Below are 18,000 nucleotides of genomic sequence, written 5' to 3'. Positions count from 1 at the left end.
GCCAGCCGTGTCCTACCCGTGGTGGGGTGTCATGCCTTCGTCTTGCGAAGAGCGCACTTTGTAGCCTTCAAAAAAGTTGGGAAGGCCAGCGCCATGGACACCGTCAGAACCTTCATCGTCGAGGACAACCCCGCCATCCGCGAGGCCCTGGCCGGCACGTTGCGCGAAGTGGCCCGTGTCGATCCCGTGGGCCAGGCGGAATCGGAACTCGAGGGCATACGCTGGCTGACCGGCAACCCGTCACAATGGGATTTGGCCATCGTGGACCTGTTCCTGAAGGACGGCACGGGCTTCAGCGTGCTCGAAGCCTGCCGCAACCGCGAGCCGACGCAGAAGATGGTGGTGCTCAGCAACCACCTGACGCCCGAGACTCGCCGCAAATGCGCGCGGCTGGGCGCCGATGCGGTGTTCGACAAGGCCACCGAGATCGACGACCTGATCGACTTCTGCCTGCGCCGCCGGCAAGAGCAGTTCACGGCTTCGTCGCCTTCGACGCACTGATGGGGAGCGCACGGCGCGGGCTGCCCGTGGCCATGGGAGCGAATCAGCCCTCGATCTTGCCCAGCCGCGATTCACGCAGCCGGCTCGGCGCCAGCGCACCCGCCGTCTCCAGGATGGGATAGGCAATGGAGCAGATGTGTGAATTGATCCTCTTCAGGTCGCTGATCAGGTCGATGTGCAGCGAGCTGGTCTCGATGCTCAGCGTGGTGCGGTCGGAGAGCCGGTCGAGGTGGGTGGTGGCATAGGCCCGCTCGAGGTCGCGGAAGCGCGCCTTTTCCTGCAGCAGCTTCTGCGCATCGCGCACATTGCCGTTCAGAAAGACACTCATGCTCAGCCGCAGGTTGGCCACCAGCCGCCCGTGCAGTTCGACGATTTCGGCCATGCCGGCTTCGGAGAAATTGCGCTGCGGCTTGATCTTCTTGTCCTCGATGTCGATGATCACGCGCTCGATGATGTCGCCGATCTGCTCCATGTTGATGGTGAAGCTGATGATGTCGGTCCAGCGCCGGCTTTCTTCCTCGCCCAGCGCCTCGCGAGAGATGCGCGTCATGTAGTACTTGATGGCCGAGTAGAGCTCGTCCACCGTGTCGTCGAGCTGCCGCAGCTCCTGCGCCAGGCGCAGGTCGTTGTGGCGGATCACGTCGAGCGTGCCGATGAGCATGGTCTCCACCACGTCGGCCTGGTGCAGCGCCTCGCGCGCCGCGTTCGAGATGGCGAGCGAAGGCGTCGAGAGCGCCGACGGATCGAGGTGGTGCGGCCGCATGGAAGTGGCCGGCTGCTGCGGCACCGGCAGCATCTTCGTGACCAGCTTGGCCACCCACTGCGTGAGGCCGATGAAACCCACGCTGATGACCACGTTGAACGCCAGGTGGAACAGCACCACGCCGTGGGTCGCATTCGGCACGTGCGGCTGCACATAGCGCAGCCAGAGCCCGACGAACGGCGTGACGATGGCGACCCCCAGCGCCTTGAAAAGCAGGTTGCCCACCGTGACCTGCCGCACCGACACGGCCGACTTGGCCGTGGTCAGCACCGCCAGCAGGCCGCTGCCGAGGTTGGCGCCGAGCACGAGCCCGAGCGCGACGTCCAGCGGCACCACGTTGGAACTGGCCATGGCCGCCACCAGCAGCACGACGGCCAGGCTCGAGTACGCCACGATCGCCAGCGCGGCGCCGATGGTGATTTCGAGCAGCACGTCGCTGGTGAGCGAGGCCAGCAAGGCACGCATGGCCGGCGCGGAGAACAGGGGTTCGGTGGCTTCCACCACCAGCTGCAGCGCCAGCAGCATCAGCCCCAGGCCGATGAGCACCCGTCCCACCCGGCCCGCCATGCTGGCCGAGCGCGAAATGAACAGCACCACGCCCACGAAGATGAACATCGGCGAAAGCCAGGACAGGTCGGCCGAGAACAGCACCGCAATGAGGGCCGTGCCCACATCGGCCCCCCGCATCACCGCCAGCGCCGCCGGGAGCGTGACCAGCCCCTGCCCCACGAAGGACGAGGTCATGAGCGAGGTGGCGGTGCTCGACTGCACCAGGGCCGTGACGCCGATGCCCGAAAGCGCGGCCGTGAAGCGGTTGCGCATGCTCTGCACCAGGATCTTGCGCAGGTTGGCCCCGAACACGCGCAGCACGCCCGTGCGCACGAGGTGCGTGCCCCACACCAGCAATGCAACGGCGGCCAGCAGGTTCAGGAGGTGCTTCATGGGGAATGTTTTCTGTCCTTTTCGTTTCGGTTCGTTTCCGGCCCCATTTTCCACATGTAGGGGCTCAGTCGATCAATGTGCCGTTGTCATGGAATGGAAAAGGGCCTTCGAATGTGCCGGAAGCCGCTAAATGGGTCACCAGCCGCCCGCTGCGGGCAGACCAGGCGTGGACCCTGAAGCCGGGCGGTTCCAGCGCCCACGCCGAGGGTGCGTCAGGCGACAGGTCCAGGCAGACCTGGTGCGCCGGCGCGGGCGAGGTCGATGCGATGGTGCCGCCGAAGCGCACGTCGATGGCGCGGTGCAGGTGCCCGCAGATCACGCGTTCGACGTTGCCGTGCCGCGCGACCAGCGCTTCCAATGCCTCGGCGCCCTGCAGCAGGCCGATCTCGTCCATGTGGCCGATCAGCGTCTGGAAAGGCGGGTGGTGCATGGCGATGACGACGGGCTCGCCGCGGCAGGCGTCGAGCTGTTGTTCGAGCCAGCCCAGGCGCTCGTCGCACAGGGTGCCGTGGCTCTCGCCCGTCACGCAGGTGTCCAGCGTGAGCAGGCGCAGCGCACCCACGCGCACCGAATACTGCACGAAGCCGGCCGTGCCCACGCCCGGCGCCAGGTAGGTGTGGCCGGGAAAGCTGCGGCGCAACTGGTCGCGGTCGTCATGGTTCCCGGGCATCAGGTAGACCGGCATGGTCAGCGGTGCCAAGAGGCGCGCCAGGTGCTCGTATTCGGCGGCGCGGCCGAAGTCGCTCAGGTCGCCCGTGATGACGACGGCGTCGGGGTGCTGCGGCAGCCGGAGCACCGATTGCACCGCGCGCTCCAGGTAGGGCGCCGTGTCGATGCGGCCATAGGCCAGGCGGCCCGGCTCGCGGATGTGCAGGTCGGTCAGCTGGACCAGGAAAGTGGTGTCTTCTGTCGTCGTCATACGCTGGTCTCCTGCGACGTCATCAGGCGATCGGGCTGGATGCGCAGTCCCACAGGATCGCCGGGGCCGAAAGGCGTGTCGCGCCCCACATCGGCCACCAGCAGGGGCTGGTCCCGCAGGCGCAGTTGCAGCTGCACGCGGTCGCCGAGGAAGGTGCGGCGTTCGACCGTGGCCGCGCCCCAGTCCGGCCGCGGCGCGCTCACTTCGACGTCTTCGGGTCGGACCAGGAGCATGGCATGGCTCTGCCAGGCAGGTGGGCAAGGCAGGGAGCTACCGCCGAGTCGGACAACGCCTTGCGCGATGGCATCGGCCTCGCGTTCCAGCCGGTTGACCCGGCCCAGGAACTCCGCCACGAAGGGATGCGCCGGCGCACGGTACAGCTCTTCGCCGCGGCCGATCTGCACGATGCGCCCGGCGCTCATCACCGCCAGGCGGTCGGCAATGGCCAGTGCCTCCTGCTGGTCGTGCGTGACGTGGATGGCCGTGATGTGCAGCCGGCGCAGCAGCTCGGCAAGCTCGTCGCGCAGCGATTCCTTGAGCTTGGCATCGAGCGCGGCCAGCGGCTCGTCGAGCAGCAGCACGCGTGGGCGCACCGCCACGGCGCGCGCCAGCGCCACGCGCTGCCGCTGGCCGCCCGAAAGCTCGGCAGGGCGCTTGTTTTCGAGGCCACCCAGGCGCGTGAGGTCGACCAGCTCGCCCACGGCGCGTTTTTCTTCTTCCGGCGCCACGCCGCGGATGCGCAGGCCATAGCCGATGTTGGCCGCCACCGTCATCTGCGGAAAAAGCGCGTAGCTCTGGAACACCATGCCCACGCCGCGGTGCTCCACCGGCCGCTCGGTCACGTCCTGGCCGCCGAACACGATGCGGCTGCCTTCGTCGGGTGCTTCGAGCCCCGCGATCAGCCGCAGCAGCGTCGTCTTGCCGCAGCCCGATGGGCCGAGCAGTGCAAGCACCTCGCCGGCCTCCACGTGCAGGTCGGTCGGCTGCAGGCCGCGCGTGCCGTCGGCGTAGGTCTTGGCGCAGCGCGAGATGTCGATGGGAATGCGTTCAAGTTCCATGGCGTTTTTGCATCAGGTTGGCAAGGTACTGCAGGCCCCACAGCACCGGAAGAATGACCGCGAAAAAGACCAGCGTGTAGGCCGAACCGATCTCGATGCGCATCGAAGCGTAGCTATCGGCCAGGCCCACGGGCAAGGTGCGCGTGAGCGGCGTGTGCAGCATCCAGGTGAGGTTGAACTCGCCCACCGAAAGCGTGAACACCATCAGGCTGCCGGCCACGATGGCCGGGAAAACCGCGGGCACCAGGATGCCCATGAAGCGTTGGCGGAAGTTCGCGCCCAGCGAGCGGGCAGCCTCCTCGAGCGCGAGCAGATCGTCGCGCTGGAGCGCCGAACTCACCGTGCGAACCATGAACGGCAGCGTGAACACCATGTGGCCCACGAGAATGAAGGCGAAGCTCTGGCGGAAAGCCGTGAGCTGGCCGTAGGCGAGGATCAGCGCCAGCGCGGTCGCGAGGCCCGGCACCGCAACCGGCAGCGTCAACAACTCTTCGAAGATGTGCGCGGCCCGCGTGCGGCTGCGCGCCAGCGCGTAGGCGCAGGGCACGCCCAGCAGCACGGTGCCGATCACGCAGGCGAGCGCCAGTGCGAGCGACCAGCCGACGGTGCCGCCGTAGTTCTCCCACACCTCGCCGAGCCAGCGCAGCGTGAGTCCGCTCTTCAGGCCTGCGCTGTAGTTGTTGACCAGGCCCGCCATCACCGACAGCAGCATCGGCGCGATCATGAAGAGGCTCACCAGCACGGTCACGGCCAGCAGGAAGGGCGCCTTGGGTTGCACGTTCTTTCGCATGAAGCGTTTCCTTCAGCGGGCGACCGGGTTGGCCCCGAAGCGTCGCGCCGCGAACAGCACCAGCCAGGTCACGAGGCCCAGCGCAATCGACAGCGACGCGGCGAGCGCGAAGTTGGCGTAGTTGGTGAACTCGTTGTAGATGGTGATCGGGATCACCTCGAACTTGCTGGCCAGCGTAAAGGCGGTGCCGAACGCCCCCATCGAGGTGGCGAACAGGATCGCGCCGCAGGCGAGCGTGGTGGGCGCGAGCTCTGGCATCCACACGTCGCGCGCCACGCGCAGGCGCGAGGCGCCGAGCGAGCGCGCGGCTTCTTCGAGCTGCACGTTCATGGCCTCGGCCGCTGCCGCGTAGGTGGCGATGGCGCGCGGCAGCGAGAAGTACAGGTAGGCCAGGAACAGTCCGAGCAGGCCATACGCAAAGGTGATGCGCTCGCCGAACAGGCTGTCGCCGATGTCGGCCACCAGCCCTTGCCGTCCACCGAGCAGGATCACGAAGAAGCCGATGATCACGCCCGGAAAGGACAGCGGCAGCGTGAGCAGCGACAGCAGCATGCGCCTGCCCGTGAAGGCATGGCGCGCAAGATAGATGCCCACGGCGGCACCGAGCACCAGCGTGGCGAGCGTCACGCCCACCGACAGCGCCACGGTGTTGGCCATGCTCTGCAGGTAGCTAGAGTCGGTCAGCACCGCGAAGTAGGTGCCCCAGCCCTTGGTCGCCGGAAGCGTGAGCAGGCGCACCACGGGCAGCAGCCAGAAGGCCGCGAAGAAAGCGGCTGCGGGTGCCGCGCAGGCGAGCAGTCGCCAGCGTGGGTTCCAGGCATTGGCTGACGACGGTTTCATCGCACGCGCTTCAGCGCACTTCCTTCAGATAGCGGTCGGAGAACGCGCGCTGCGCCTCGGCCATGCGGGCGTAGTCGACGCTCTTGGCGCGCGCGTATTCGCTGGCCGGCAGGAACTGCGCCTCGATGTCCTTCGGCATTGCGCCCGCGCGCACCGGCCGCAGGTAGGCCTTGGCCCAGATCGCCTGGCCTTCGTCGGACAGCACGAAGTCGAGCACCTTCTTGCCTTCGGCTGCATGCGGCGCCTTGGCGACGAGGCTCATCACGTAGGGCACCGCCAGCGTGCCTTCGCTCGGAATGACGAAAGCGACGTTGGCCTTGTCCTTGTACTTGGCACGGTAGGCGTTGAAGTCGTAGTCGAGCAGGATCGCGATCTCGCCCGACAGCACGCGCGCGTAGGAGGTCTGCTTGGGCACGATGGGCTCGTTCTTCTGCAGTGCCTTGAAGTAGTCGATGGCCGGGCCGAAGTTGTCGAGCGTGCCGCCGCGCGCCTCGTTCACTGCCACCGCGCCGACATAGCCGACAAAGGCCGAGGCGGGGTCGAGATAGCCGATGAGGCCCTTGTACTCGGGCTTGAGCAGGTCGGCCCACGACTTCGGAATCGGCTTGCCCTTGAGCGCATCGACATTGACCATGAAGCCGAGCGTGCCGGAGTGGATGGTGAACCAGTTGCCGGCCGGGTCCTTCATGCCGTCGGGAATGTCTTTCCACGCGGCCGGCTTGTAGGGCTCGACCACGCCTTCTTTCTGCGCCTGCACCGCGAAGGTCACGCCCAGGTAGGTGACGTCGGCCACGGGGCTGGCTTTTTCGGCCACGAGCTGCGCGAGCGACTGGCCCGAGTTCTTGTTGTCGGCCGGCACGGTGACGCCGGTCCTGGCCTTGATGGCCTTGAGCTGCGTGCCCCAGTCGGCCCACTCGGTGGGGCAGTTGTAGCAGATGGCGGTCTGGGCCATGGCCGTGCTGCCGGCGGCGAGCGTGGCTGCGAGGAGGCCCAGGCGGGCCATGCGGGAAAAGCGGAAGGACTGGAAGGACAACATCATGGAAGAACTCCTTGGTTTGATGTGGCGGAAAACGAAAGGGTCAGGTTGCGGCGGCCGCGCACGATTCGCCGTCGCGGAAGAAACAGGGCAGCAGCAGGCTCGAGTCGGCCTGCAGCGCGGCACCGCCGGCCATCGCCTGGACCAGCAGCTCGACGCTGCGGCGGCCGATGTCGCTGTTGGGCTGCGCGATGGTGGTGAGCGCCGGCGTGAGGTCTTCGCCGAGCGCAATGCCGTCGAAGCCGACCACGCTGAGATCGCCCGGTACGTCGAGGCCGCTCAAGTGCGCGGCCCGGATGCTGCGGATGGCGAGCAGGTCGTTCGAGCAGACCAGCGCGGTCGGCCGGTCCCCGGCTTGCAGCAACTGCGCGAGCATGTGGCCTGCGCTTTCGACAAACGGCACTTCGATGAGCAGAGGCGCGTCGAGCCCTGCGTCGGCCATGCCTTTTTGATAGCCGCGATAGCGTTGCTGCGCTCGGTCGGATGCCGCGAGCGTGCCGCTGACCATCGCGATGCGGCGATGGCCGAGCAGCACCAGCCGCGCCACCGCATCGGCCACGGCCGCCTCGCCATCGACGGTCACGCAAGGATGATCGGGATGCCGGTTGTAGGCCAACACATAAGGCGTGCCGGCGCTGCGCAGCCGGGCGAGCGCGGCCGAAGTGGAAGGGTTGGACACCACGAGGATCAGCCCGTCGACATTGCCGGCCAGAAGCAGGTGGACCGCGCGTTCCTCTTCGGCGAGCTGGTAGCCAGTGGTGATGGGAATGATCGCGTAGCCGCCGGCGATGGCTGCGCCCGCGATGCCCTGAAGGCACTCGGCAAAGGTCGGATTCAGCAGCGTAGGAAGCACGACGCCCAATGCGCGGCTGCGCTGGGTGCGCAAGGTGCGCGCGCTGGCATTCGGCACGTAGTCGAGTTCGCGTGCCACGCGCTCCACCAGCTCACGCGTGGCGCGAGTCACCTTGTCCGGGAAATTGAAGGCCCGCGACACGGTGGCCACGGAAACTCCGGCTTTGGCTGCAACGGCTTGGATGCTCATCGTGCGGTGTCATGTAATCGATTACATTTCACCGCGGCAGTATGACCCCGCTATGACAGCCTATGAAAGTGGGGAGAAACCCTCGCGCGTGTTGGAGGCACGTCTTGCTCCCTCTCCCTCCGGGAGAGGGCTGGGGTGAGGGCCGACGGCCTCTAACGGACGACGAACCTACTTCCCGCGGCGAACCCGCCGGATCTCGTCCAGGATCAAGCAAATGGCCCCGAGCGTGATCGCGCTATCGGCCGCATTGAACGCCGGGAAGTACCAGTTGCCGGCGTGGAAGCTGAGGAAGTCCACCACGTAGCCGTGCATCATCCGGTCGATCACGTTGCCGATCGCACCGCCCAGGATGCAGGCCATCGAGAACGAAAACAGCTTCTGCCCCGCGTGCGACTTCAGCATCCAGACGATGAACACCGCAGCCGCCACGCCGATGGCCGTGAAGAACCAGCGCTGCCATCCCGAATGGTCGGCGAGGAACGAGAACGCGGCGCCCGTGTTGTGCGCGCGGACCACGTTGAAGAAGCTCGTCACGTAGGTCGCGTCACCGAGCTTGTAGTAGCCCAGGATCAGCGTCTTGGTGAACTGGTCGATGATCAGGACGATCGCCGCCAGCCCGAGCCATGGCCAGATGCTGCCGCTGCGGGAACGCGATGCCGACATGGTGCGTGCGGCCGCCATCAGGCAAAGCTCCGCGGCTCGCCGGCGCCGAACAGATTGCTGGTGCAACGCCCGCAGATCGTCGGATGCGCGGGGTCGTGGCCCACGTCCTCGCGGTAGTGCCAGCAGCGGTCGCACTTCTGCGCCGTGCTCGGCGTCACCACGGTAGACAGGGCCTCGCCCGCCGCCAGTTCGATGGCCGAGGCGATGAAGACGAACTTCAGGTCGTCGCCGAGCGTGCCCAGCAGCGCAAGGTCGTCCGCCGGTGCGCTGAGTTGCAGGTTGGCCTGCAGCGACGAGCCGACCTTGCCTTCGGCGCGCACCGCCTCGATGTCCTTGTTCACCACGTCGCGGATCTCGCGCAGGCGGCTCCACTTGGCGAGCAGCGCTTCATCGGGCGCCGCGAATTCGCTGTACGTCTGCGCGAAGATCGACTCGCCTGGCTTGGCCGTGCTCACGAACTTCCACGCCTCTTCGGCCGTGAAGCTCAGGAACGGCGCCATCCAGCGCAGCATGGCTTGCGAGATGTGCCAGAGCGCCGTCTGCGCGCTGCGGCGCGCGGGCGAGCCCGGCGCCGTCGTGTAGAGGCGGTCCTTCAGGATGTCCAGGTAGAAACCGCCCAGGTCTTCCGAGCAGTAGATCTGCAGCTTGGCCACCACCGGATGGAACTCGTACACCTTGTAGTGCGCGAGGATCTCGGCCTGGAACTGCGACGCGCGCGCGAGTGCATAGCGGTCGATCTCGAACAGCTCATCGAGCGGCACCGCATCCTTCGCGATGTCGAAGTCGCTGGTGTTCGCGAGCAGGAAGCGCAGCGTGTTGCGGATGCGGCGGTACGAGTCGACCACGCGCGCCAGGATCTTGTCGTCGCCCGCGATGTCGCCCGAATAGTCGCTCGCAGCCACCCAGAGGCGGATGATTTCCGCGCCCAGCTTGCTGCTGATCTCCTGCGGGTCGATGCCGTTCTTGAGCGACTTGCTCATCTTGATGCCCTTGGCATCCACCGTGAAGCCGTGCGTGAGCAGGCCCCGGTACGGCGCGCGGTCTTCCAGCGCGCAGGCGATCAAGAGCGACGAGTGGAACCAGCCGCGATGCTGGTCGTGGCCTTCGAGGTACAGGTCGGCTTCAGGGCCCGTCTCGTGATGCCCGTTGGGGTGCGTGCCGCGCAGCACGTGATAGAAGGTCGAGCCCGAGTCGAACCACACCTCGAGGATGTCGGTGCTCTTGGTGTAGTGCGGCGCGTCTTCGGCACCCAGAATTTCTTCGGCCGTGACGCGGCTCCAGGCCTCGATGCCGCCCTTCTCGACGATGTCGGCGGCCTGGTCGAGGATTTCCATCGTGCGCGGATGCAGCTCGCCCGAGTCCTTGTGCAGGAAGAACGGGATCGGCACGCCCCAGCTGCGCTGGCGCGAGATGCACCAGTCGGGCCGGTTGGCGATCATGTCGTGCAGCCGTGCCTTGCCGTTCTCTGGATAGAAGCTGGTTTCTTCGATGGCTTCGAGCGCGGTCTGGCGCAGCGACTTGGGCGCCTTGTCCTTGGTGAACACGCCTTCGCCTTCGTCCATGCGGATGAACCACTGCGCCGCGGCGCGGTAGATCACCGGCGTCTTGTGGCGCCAGCAGTGCGGGTAGCTGTGGGTGATGGTCTCGGTGGTGAGCAGCCGATTGGCATCGCGCAGCGCCGAGATGATGACCGGCACCGCCTTCCAGATGTTCTGCCCGCCGAAAAGCGGGAAGTCGAGCGCGTAGCTGCCGTTGCCCTGCACCGGATTCAGGATGTCGTCGTAGGCCACGCCATGGGCGATGCAGGAGTTGAAGTCGTCCACGCCGTAGGCGGGCGAGGAGTGGACCAGGCCGGTGCCGTCGGTGGCGGTGGCGTAGTCGGCCAGGTACACCGGGGACAGGCGCTTGTAGCCGGCGTCGACGTCGTACAGCGGATGCTCGAACTCCAGGCCGCCGAGCTTCTCGCCCTTGACCGTGGCCAGCACCTTGCCGTCGAGCGCATAGCGCGTCATGCACATCTCGACCAGCGAGTTGGCGAGGATCAAGAGGCCACGCTCGGTGTCGACCAGCGAGTACTCGATCTCCGGATTCAGGTTGATCGCCTGGTTGGCCGGGATGGTCCACGCGGTGGTGGTCCAGATCACGGCGAAGATGTCGCCGAGGATCGTGTGGTCGGTCTCGAAGGCCTTGAGCACCTTCTCGCGCTCGTGGGCCTTGAAGGCCACGTCGAGGGTCTGGCTCTTCTTGTCGGCGTATTCGATTTCGAACTCGGCCAGTGAGGAGCCGCAGTCGAAGCACCAGTACACCGGCTTCAGGCCGCGATAGACGAAGCCGCGCTCGATCACGCGCTTGAACGCACGCAGTTCGCCGGCTTCGTTCGCAAAATCCATCGTCTTGTAGGGATGGTCCCATTCGCCCAGCACACCCAGGCGCTGGAAGTCGAGCATCTGCTGCGCGATCTGTTCCGTGGCGTAGGCGCGGCTCTTGGCCTGCATCTCGTCGCGGCTCAGGTTGCGGCCGTACTGCTTTTCGATGGCGTTCTCGATCGGCAGGCCGTGGCAATCCCAGCCGGGCACGTAGAGCGCGTCATAGCCTTCGAGCTGGCGCGCCTTGGCGATCATGTCCTTCAGGATCTTGTTCACCGCGTGGCCCATGTGGATCTGGCCGTTGGCGTAGGGCGGGCCGTCGTGCAGGATGAACTTGGGCGCGCCGTGGCGGGCGTCGCGCAGGCGGTGGTAGCGGCCTTCGTCGTTCCATTCCTTCACCCAGCCCGGTTCGCGCTTGGGCAGGTCGCCGCGCATCGGGAAGGGGGTGTCGGGCAGGTTCAGCGTGGAACGGTAGTCGGTGGTGGAAGCAGCGTCAGACATGTTGGGGTGCGAAACAGAGGGGCTTCGACAGGCTCAGCCCGAACTGCATTGAGCGGTCGGTGCGGAAGAAAAGCCGTTCGCCCTGAGCTTGTCGAAGGGCGGCAGCACGGTGCGTGCAGGGCTAAATTCGGTCGCGCGTGGTCTGGCGATGGGTTTCGGCGTGGGTCGATGCAAAGAACGCGCGCGCGTCGCGCCCATCCTTCGCGATGCCCGCAGTCAGGGCCTCGAGGCTGGTGTAGCGCAATTCGTCGTGCAGTTTGTGCAGGAGTTCCACGCGGACGATTTTACCGTAGGCCCCTTCGGCTCCCAGATGCGAGGGCCACTCCAGGCAATGCGTCTCCAGCAACACCCGGCCCGCGTTGACGTCGTTGGCGTCCAGCGAGGGGCGCACGCCGAGGTTGGCCACGCCGGGCAGCGGCTGCTCGGCCAGGCCGTGCACCAGCACCGCGAAGATGCCGCTGGCGGCCGGCTTCCAGTGCTTGAAGCGCATGTTGAGGGTGCGAAACCCGTCGTCCTTGCCGGGGGCCGAGGCGCCCAGCGCGCGGCCGAGCTTGCGGCCATGGACCACGTGGCCCGAGATCGTGTAGGGCCGGCCGAGCAGATGCTGGGCGTCGGCCATGCGGCCCTCGGCCAGCGCATCGCGCACGGCCGAGCTGGAAACGCGCAGGCCGTGGACCTCGTAGCTGTTCATGCGCGCCACGTCGAAGCCGTGCATGTCGCCGGCCGCGTCGAGCATGGCGTAGTCGCCGGCGCGCTTGGCGCCAAAACGGAAGTCGTCGCCCACCAGCACGTAGCGCGCGCCCAGCCCGTCGATCAGCACGTTCTGGATGAATTGCTCGGGCGACTGGGAGGCCAGCCGGCCGTCGAAGGGCAGCACGATGGTCTGTGCCACGCCGCAGGCCGCGAGCTCGGTCAGCTTGTCGCGCAGCGTGCCGATGCGCGCCGGCGCCAGGTCGGGTTTCTTGGTGACGGCGGCGAAATAATCGCGCGGGTGCGGCTCGAACGTGAGCACGCTGCTCGGCAGCCCACGATGGCGCGCCTCGGTCTGCAGCAGCGCGAGCATGGCCTGGTGGCCACGGTGCACGCCGTCGAAATTGCCAATGGTGAGGGCGCAGGCCGGAGCCACGCCCGGGTGCCGGAAGCCGCGGAAAACCTGCATCGCTGAATATCTTTTTGATAGCGCCTCTCGCCCGTCGATTGGGCGAATCAGGCCGTTTTGTCACAAAGCCGGTATATTGTGACTCAGTGCGTCGCTTTAAGTGGTCTCCGGCGCGCTCCGTGTCCCTGGTCTTTCCGTGATTCTTCCCTTTTTGAGGAGGCGTGTGGTGAAGGTCTTGAAGCTGTCGGCCCAAGGGCTGCCCCAGTCATGGATATCGCTCGAACAGGCGGTCATCCACTATGCAGCGGACGAAGTCCGCTGGGAGGTGGGCGCGCAGGTGGCTGTGTTCCGTGGCGGCCACAACGCCATCACGGGCGAACAATCGCAGATTGCGATCAACAGCATCATCGGCACCAAGGGCGTGCCGCGCATCAATCCCTTCACCCAGCGTCCTGGGCTCACCAACAGCAAGCTCTTTGCGCGCGACCGCAATGTCTGCGCCTACTGCGGCGGGCATTTCCACGAAGACGAGCTCACTCGCGAGCACATCATTCCGTTCGCCCAGAAGGGCATCGACACCTGGATGAACGTGGTCACGGCCTGCAAGCCTTGCAACCACCGCAAGAGCAGCCGCACGCCCGAGCAGGCGAACATGCCGCTCCTGTACGCGCCCTATGTGCCCAGCCTCTGGGAAGATTTCATTTTGCGAAACCGCCGCATCCTGGCGGACCAGATGGAATTCCTGATGGCGCACCTGCCGCAGAGCTCGCGGCTGCACGACACGTGACGCCCCCCGAAGCGGCTCACTTCGTGTAGCCGCCTCCCCCCACTGGGGGGCGCACCCGGCGGCCGGGCGGAGCCCGTTCCGCGGGTGCACTGGCGAGGGGCCGACTTTCGGCGTCAGCGGTTCCAGGCTGGGGGGCGCTTCTCGATGAAAGCCTGAACGCCTTCGAGTGCGCTCTCGTCCATCATGTTGCAGGCCATGGTCTGGCTGGCGTCGGCCAGCGCGGCTTCGATCCCTGTTTCGAGTTGGCGGTAGAAGAGGGCCTTGCCGAGCGCGAGCGCCTTGCGCGGCTTGGCAACGATGCTGGCGACCAGCGCTTCGACGGCGGCGTCGAGTTCGCCGGACGGTGCCACCCGGTTGATCAAACCCTTCTCGCGGGCTTCCTGCGCGCTGATGAACTCACCCGTCACGAGCATCTCGAAAGCCTCCTTGCGGCCGAGGTTGCGCGACAGCGTGACGCTCGGCGTGGCGCAGAACAGCCCCACATTCACGCCGCTGACCGCAAAGCGCGCCTCGCTCGAGGCCACCGCCAGGTCGCACACCGCAACCAGCTGGCATCCCGCGGCCGTCGCGATGCCGTGCACGCGCGCAATCACGGGCACGGGAAGGCGCTGGATCGACAGCATCATGGCGCCGCAGCGTTCGAAGAGCCTCTGGTAGTAGCCGAGCGAAGGATCCGCCCGCATTTCCTTCAGGTCGTGGCCCGCGCAGAAGGCCTTTCCCGCTGCTGCGATGACGACCGCGCGCACGCTCTCGTCCGCCGCGATGTCTGCGATCGCTTGCTCGAGCGCGGCGAGCATGCCCTCCGAGAGCGCGTTGAACGAGGCCGCGCGGTTCAGCGTCAGCATGACCACGCCGCGCGCATCGCGCGCCTTCAGCACAAAAGGGGAGGCCGCATCGTTCATGGCCGTTGCCCTCAGTAAGTCAGCTCCAGCACCGTCAGGTGCTGCTGCGCGGCAGGCCAGGTCAGGCCCGTGATGCGCTCGCCGTTGAATTCACCGGTCACCGCGCGCTGGGGCTCCGCGGCGGCAATGCGCAACCTGGAGCTCGACACGCCTGAACCCTTGGGCGGCACGCCGGTCGGCGGGCTCTGGCCGTCGAAACGCATGGTGTCGCGCTGCGCGTCGAAATATCCGCGAGGGCGCGTGAAGACGACGACCGCCTGGGCATTGGCATCGGCAGGCGCGAGGCGCTCGGGGCGCAGGTTCACCGCACCGCTGCTGCGCGGAAACGCGCTGCGGTAGATGTGGGTAATGCCATAGCCCGGCGCGTTGAGAACGAACTCGTAGGACGTGTCCCCGCGCGCGCTGAAAGGCCCCCATCGGCCGTCCGCGCCGATGCTCTTGCTGTGCACGGCATTGCCGCGACGTGCACCCGTGGCGGGGTCGACGGCATAGACAGAGACCTGGCCGCCGTTCAGCGACAGGTTTTCGGCACCGATCGCGCGGCCATCGAGCACGACGTTCGTTTCGGCCGCGATCACCGTGCTGCGCGGCGGCTCGCCCGTCAGGAATTGCCATGTCGCCGCGAAGGCGGCAGGGGAGAACGAGGTCTCGCGGTGATCGACGCGCGGCAGCACGACATTGGTTGCGCCTTTGAGCGCAGGCCCGTCGAAGCCGATGTTCGTCGGCTGGCCGGGTACGCCGATCCACAGTCCGTCGGGCTGCGCGTACTTGTCGTTGTTGTCGGAGCGCAGCGTGAGCCATTTCACACCCGGTGTGACCTCGTCGCCGTTCGGCCCCTTTGGCGCATTGAGCTGCTGCATGAAACCAGAGAGCCCCGAGAACTCGTTGTTTTCGCGAAAGCCCTTCACGAGCCAGATGCCATGCGCCGGATTGCCGCCCAGCACCACGTGGCTCACCGCATCCGCGCCGCCGCCGTTCTGCACGTAGTTGCGGATGGTGTTGCCGCCGCGCGAGTTGCCGATCAGCACCACCTTGCTGGCGCCCGTGGCCTTCAGCACCTTGTCGACCTCGGCCTTCAGGAAGACGGCCGAATCGGTCGTCGAGCTGCGGCCCGGCTGTGCCACGGCATCGTCGTCGCGCGCCAGCGGGTAGGGCTGGTCGACCGCAAAGAGCCGGTCGCGCGGCCAGCCGTTCGACTCGAAGCGCCAGATCGTCGTCTGCCAGAGCGCCGCCGAATCGCCGTTGCCGTGCATGAAGACGATCGGCGGGCGTTCGGTGTACGAGGGCGAGGGAGTTGTGGCGCAGGCGGTCAGCATGGCGGTCGATGCGAGCCCGAGGGCAAGAAGGGTGCGGCGTGATGTCATGTTTTGTTCCTGGCTGGGGTTCCAAGTAAAACGCCCGCCGGCGCAAAGCGGGCGGGCGTTGGATGCTATGGGAAAAGCATCGTCAGGCGAAGACGCCGGCGGTGTCCTGCATGCGGGCCGACACTTCGCCCAGGTGGTGCAGGGTGTCTCCGAAGGTCATTTCGAGCTGCGTGAGCTTGCGGAAGTAGTGGCTGCCGATGTATTCGTCCGTCACACCGATGCCGCCGTGCAGCTGCACCGAATTTGCGGCGACATAGCGCATCGACACGCCCAGCTGGTACTTGGCGCGCGACAGGGCCTGGCGCCGCTCCTCGGCCGGCGCATTGAGCTTGAGCGTGGCGTAGTAGCTCATCGAGCGTGCGAGCTCGAGCTGCATCTTCATGTCCGCCACGCGATGGCGCAGTGCCTGGAAGGTGGAGATGGTCACGCCGAACTGCTTGCGCTGGTTCATGTAGTCGACCGTCAGGGCGAGCGTCTTGTCCATCACGCCGACCGCTTCGGCGCAGGTGGCCGCAATGCCGACGTCGACCGCGTACTCGAGTGCCGCCAGCCCGTCGGTGGTGATCAGCGCGGCGTCTGCCTTGTCGAACACCACCTCGGCCGCACGGCTGCCGTCCTGCGTGCCGTAGCCGCGAGCCTCGACACCGCTGGCGCTGCGCTCGACCAGGAAGAGGGCGATCTTGCCGTCGGCCTGCGCGGGCACGATGTAGGCATCGGCTTCGTCGCCCACGGGCACCACGCTCTTGGTGCCGCTCAGCGACCAGCCATCGCCGGCCTTCACGGCCCTGGCTTCGCACACGTCGAGCCGGTAGCGCGCCTTGCGCTCCTGGTAGGCCAGCGCCACGATCGCCTGGCCGCCGGCGATGCGCGGCAGCCAGTTGTCCTTGATGTCTTCGCCGGCATAGCCGCTGAGCACCGCGCCGGCGATCAGCGTCTGCGCGAAGGGTTCCAGCACGATGCCGCGGCCCAGTTCTTCCATCACGACCATGCCCGCCACGGGGCCCATGCCCAGGCCGCCATCGTCCTCGCCGATGTAGAGGCCGCCCAGGCCGAGTTCGGCCAGATCGTCCCAGGCCTCGCGCGAGAACCCGCCATTGGCCTCGATGCCGCGGCGGCGTTCGAAGTCATAGCCCTTGTCTACCCACTTGCGAACGGCGTCGCGCAGTTGTTCCTGATCGTCCGAGAAATTGAAATCCATGTTCTTGTCTCCTCAGCCGAGAACGGTCTGCGCAACGATGTTGCGTTGCACTTCGTTCGAGCCGCCGTAGATGGTGGTCTTGCGCATGTTGAAGAAGGTCGACGCGAGCGGCGCAAGGGCCGGATTGCCGCCGGGGAAGTCGCCTTGCCAGCCGGCTTCCATCGCTTCGCGGATGAGAGGCAGGGAATACGCGCCGCCGGCCAGCATCATCAGTTCGCTGTAGCGCTGCTGGATCTCGCTGCCGCGGATCTTGAGCAGGCCCGCGACGTCGAGCGAGTTCTTGCCCGAGGTGGCGGCCGAGAGCACGCGCAGCACCATCATCTCGAGCGCCACGATGTCGACCTCGAGCTTGGCGATCTCGTCCCGGAAGCGCGAGTCGTCGTAAACGCCTTCGCTCTTCGCGATGCGCTTCAGGCGTTCCAGCTCGCGCTTGGCGCGGTTCACGTCGGCGATGTTGGTGCGCTCATGCGAGAGCAGGTGCTTGGCGTAGGTCCAGCCCTTGTTCTCTTCGCCGATCAGGTTCTCGGCCGGCACTTCGACGTTGTCGAAGAACACCTCGTTCACTTCATGACCGCCGTCCAGCAGCTTGATGGGCCGCACCGTGACGCCGGGCGACTTCATGTCGAGCAGCAGAAAGCTGATGCCGGTCTGGGGCTTGCCCTCGTTGCTGGTGCGCACGAGGTTGAACATCCAGTCGCCGTACTGGCCGAGCGTGGTCCAGGTCTTCTGGCCGTTGACGATGTACTTGTCGCCCTTGCGCTCGGCCTTGGTCTTGACCGAGGCGAGGTCGGAGCCGGAGCCCGGTTCGCTGTAGCCCTGGCTCCACCAGACTTCGCCGCTGGCGATGCCGGGAAGAAAACGCTTCTGCTGCTCGGCATTGCCGAAAGCCATGATCACCGGCGCGACCATCACCGGGCCGAACGGAATGATGCGCGGCGCGCCGGCAAGGGCGGTTTCTTCCTCGAACAGGTGGCGCTGGATGGCGGTCCAGCCGGGGCCGCCGAATTCCGTCGGCCAGCCGTAGCCCAGCCAGCCCTTCTTGCCGAGGATCTTGGCCCAGCCTTGCAGATCGTCGCGCGTCAGTTCGAGCGCGTTGTGCACCTTGTGCGAAATCTCCTTGGGAAGGTTGTCCTTGACCCATGCGCGAATTTCTTCGCGGAACTTCTGTTCTTCGGGCGTGAAGCTCAAATCCATGCGTGCCTCGCTGTGTTGATCGGTCCACCGCCATC

The 18,000-nt window shown here is 66.5% G+C and carries 16 protein-coding genes; 2 read left to right on the top strand and 14 right to left on the bottom strand.

Translation table 11 applies throughout. The features are described 5' to 3' along the window. The first annotated feature begins 93 nt into the window (after window positions 1-93). Window positions 94-501 carry a response regulator transcription factor gene (locus ACAM55_RS18765; protein ID WP_369652986.1) on the top strand — a complete coding sequence of 136 codons (408 nt, stop codon included), beginning with the start codon at window positions 94-96 and terminating at the stop codon, window positions 499-501. 43 nt (window positions 502-544) lie between these two features. On the opposite strand, the gene ACAM55_RS18760 is transcribed toward ACAM55_RS18765, so the two are convergent. The 10 genes from ACAM55_RS18760 to ACAM55_RS18715 form a co-directional block, all read right to left on the bottom strand. Next, complete coding sequence (locus tag ACAM55_RS18760) at window positions 545-2,206, bottom strand: Na/Pi cotransporter family protein (RefSeq protein ID WP_369652985.1); 1,662 nt, start codon at window positions 2,204-2,206, stop codon at window positions 545-547. Between the two features lie 64 nt (window positions 2,207-2,270). Then, window positions 2,271-3,125, bottom strand: a complete 855-nt coding sequence (locus ACAM55_RS18755; RefSeq protein WP_369652984.1) for a phosphodiesterase — start codon at window positions 3,123-3,125, stop codon at window positions 2,271-2,273. After that, window positions 3,122-4,183 carry an ABC transporter ATP-binding protein gene (locus ACAM55_RS18750; RefSeq protein ID WP_369652983.1) on the bottom strand — a complete coding sequence of 354 codons (1,062 nt, stop codon included), beginning with the start codon at window positions 4,181-4,183 and terminating at the stop codon, window positions 3,122-3,124. Before ACAM55_RS18750 ends, ACAM55_RS18755 begins: the two co-directional genes overlap by 4 nt. Further along, window positions 4,173-4,973 carry an ABC transporter permease gene (locus ACAM55_RS18745; RefSeq protein ID WP_369652982.1) on the bottom strand — a complete coding sequence of 267 codons (801 nt, stop codon included), beginning with the start codon at window positions 4,971-4,973 and terminating at the stop codon, window positions 4,173-4,175. The genes ACAM55_RS18750 and ACAM55_RS18745 overlap by 11 nt, the downstream gene beginning before the upstream one ends. Window positions 4,974-4,985: 12 nt before the next feature. After that, window positions 4,986-5,813, bottom strand: a complete 828-nt coding sequence (locus ACAM55_RS18740; protein ID WP_369652981.1) for an ABC transporter permease — start codon at window positions 5,811-5,813, stop codon at window positions 4,986-4,988. Window positions 5,814-5,823: 10 nt separating this feature from the next. After that, window positions 5,824-6,816 carry an ABC transporter substrate-binding protein gene (locus ACAM55_RS18735; RefSeq protein WP_369656424.1) on the bottom strand — a complete coding sequence of 331 codons (993 nt, stop codon included), beginning with the start codon at window positions 6,814-6,816 and terminating at the stop codon, window positions 5,824-5,826. A 76-nt stretch (window positions 6,817-6,892) separates the two neighbouring features. Continuing rightward, window positions 6,893-7,891, bottom strand: a complete 999-nt coding sequence (locus ACAM55_RS18730) for a LacI family DNA-binding transcriptional regulator (protein WP_369652980.1) — start codon at window positions 7,889-7,891, stop codon at window positions 6,893-6,895. Window positions 7,892-8,059: 168 nt separating this feature from the next. Beyond that, the gene (gene lspA, locus ACAM55_RS18725) at window positions 8,060-8,572 is read right to left on the bottom strand and encodes a signal peptidase II (protein ID WP_369652979.1); all 513 of its coding nucleotides are present in this window, start codon (window positions 8,570-8,572) and stop codon (window positions 8,060-8,062) included. Then, window positions 8,572-11,421 (bottom strand): isoleucine--tRNA ligase, encoded by a 2,850-nt coding sequence (ileS, locus tag ACAM55_RS18720; RefSeq protein ID WP_369652978.1) that lies wholly within the window; start codon window positions 11,419-11,421, stop codon window positions 8,572-8,574. The genes lspA and ileS overlap by 1 nt, the downstream gene beginning before the upstream one ends. A gap of 121 nt (window positions 11,422-11,542) precedes the next feature. Then, window positions 11,543-12,580: a bifunctional riboflavin kinase/FAD synthetase gene (locus ACAM55_RS18715; RefSeq protein ID WP_369652977.1), complete on the bottom strand. Its 1,038-nt coding sequence runs from the start codon at window positions 12,578-12,580 to the stop codon at window positions 11,543-11,545. Window positions 12,581-12,746: 166 nt separating this feature from the next. Here ACAM55_RS18715 and ACAM55_RS18710 point away from each other — a divergent pair, with 166 nt between their 5' ends. Further along, complete coding sequence (locus ACAM55_RS18710; protein ID WP_258504542.1) at window positions 12,747-13,307, top strand: HNH endonuclease; 561 nt, start codon at window positions 12,747-12,749, stop codon at window positions 13,305-13,307. Between the two features lie 113 nt (window positions 13,308-13,420). Here the strand turns inward: ACAM55_RS18710 and ACAM55_RS18705 are convergent, their stop codons facing one another. The 4 genes from ACAM55_RS18705 to ACAM55_RS18690 all read right to left on the bottom strand — a co-directional run bounded on the left by ACAM55_RS18705 (window position 13,421) and on the right by ACAM55_RS18690 (window position 17,965). Continuing rightward, entirely contained in the window at window positions 13,421-14,209 is a 789-nt protein-coding gene (locus ACAM55_RS18705) for an enoyl-CoA hydratase (RefSeq protein ID WP_369652976.1), read from the bottom strand. Window positions 14,210-14,220: 11 nt separating this feature from the next. Continuing rightward, window positions 14,221-15,573, bottom strand: coding sequence for an alpha/beta fold hydrolase (locus tag ACAM55_RS18700; protein WP_369652975.1), 1,353 nt, complete (start codon window positions 15,571-15,573; stop codon window positions 14,221-14,223). Between the two features lie 82 nt (window positions 15,574-15,655). Further along, window positions 15,656-16,771, bottom strand: coding sequence for an acyl-CoA dehydrogenase family protein (locus tag ACAM55_RS18695; RefSeq protein ID WP_369652974.1), 1,116 nt, complete (start codon window positions 16,769-16,771; stop codon window positions 15,656-15,658). Window positions 16,772-16,783: 12 nt separating this feature from the next. Then, on the bottom strand, window positions 16,784-17,965 hold the full coding sequence (locus ACAM55_RS18690; RefSeq protein WP_369652973.1) for an acyl-CoA dehydrogenase family protein: 1,182 nt from the start codon (window positions 17,963-17,965) through the stop codon (window positions 16,784-16,786). Window positions 17,966-18,000 lie beyond the last annotated feature (35 nt).

Origin of the sequence: Variovorax sp. V213 (genome assembly GCF_041154455.1) — a bacterium.
GTDB lineage: Bacteria > Pseudomonadota > Gammaproteobacteria > Burkholderiales > Burkholderiaceae_C > Variovorax.
This window is presented reverse-complemented; position numbering and strand designations above follow the sequence as displayed.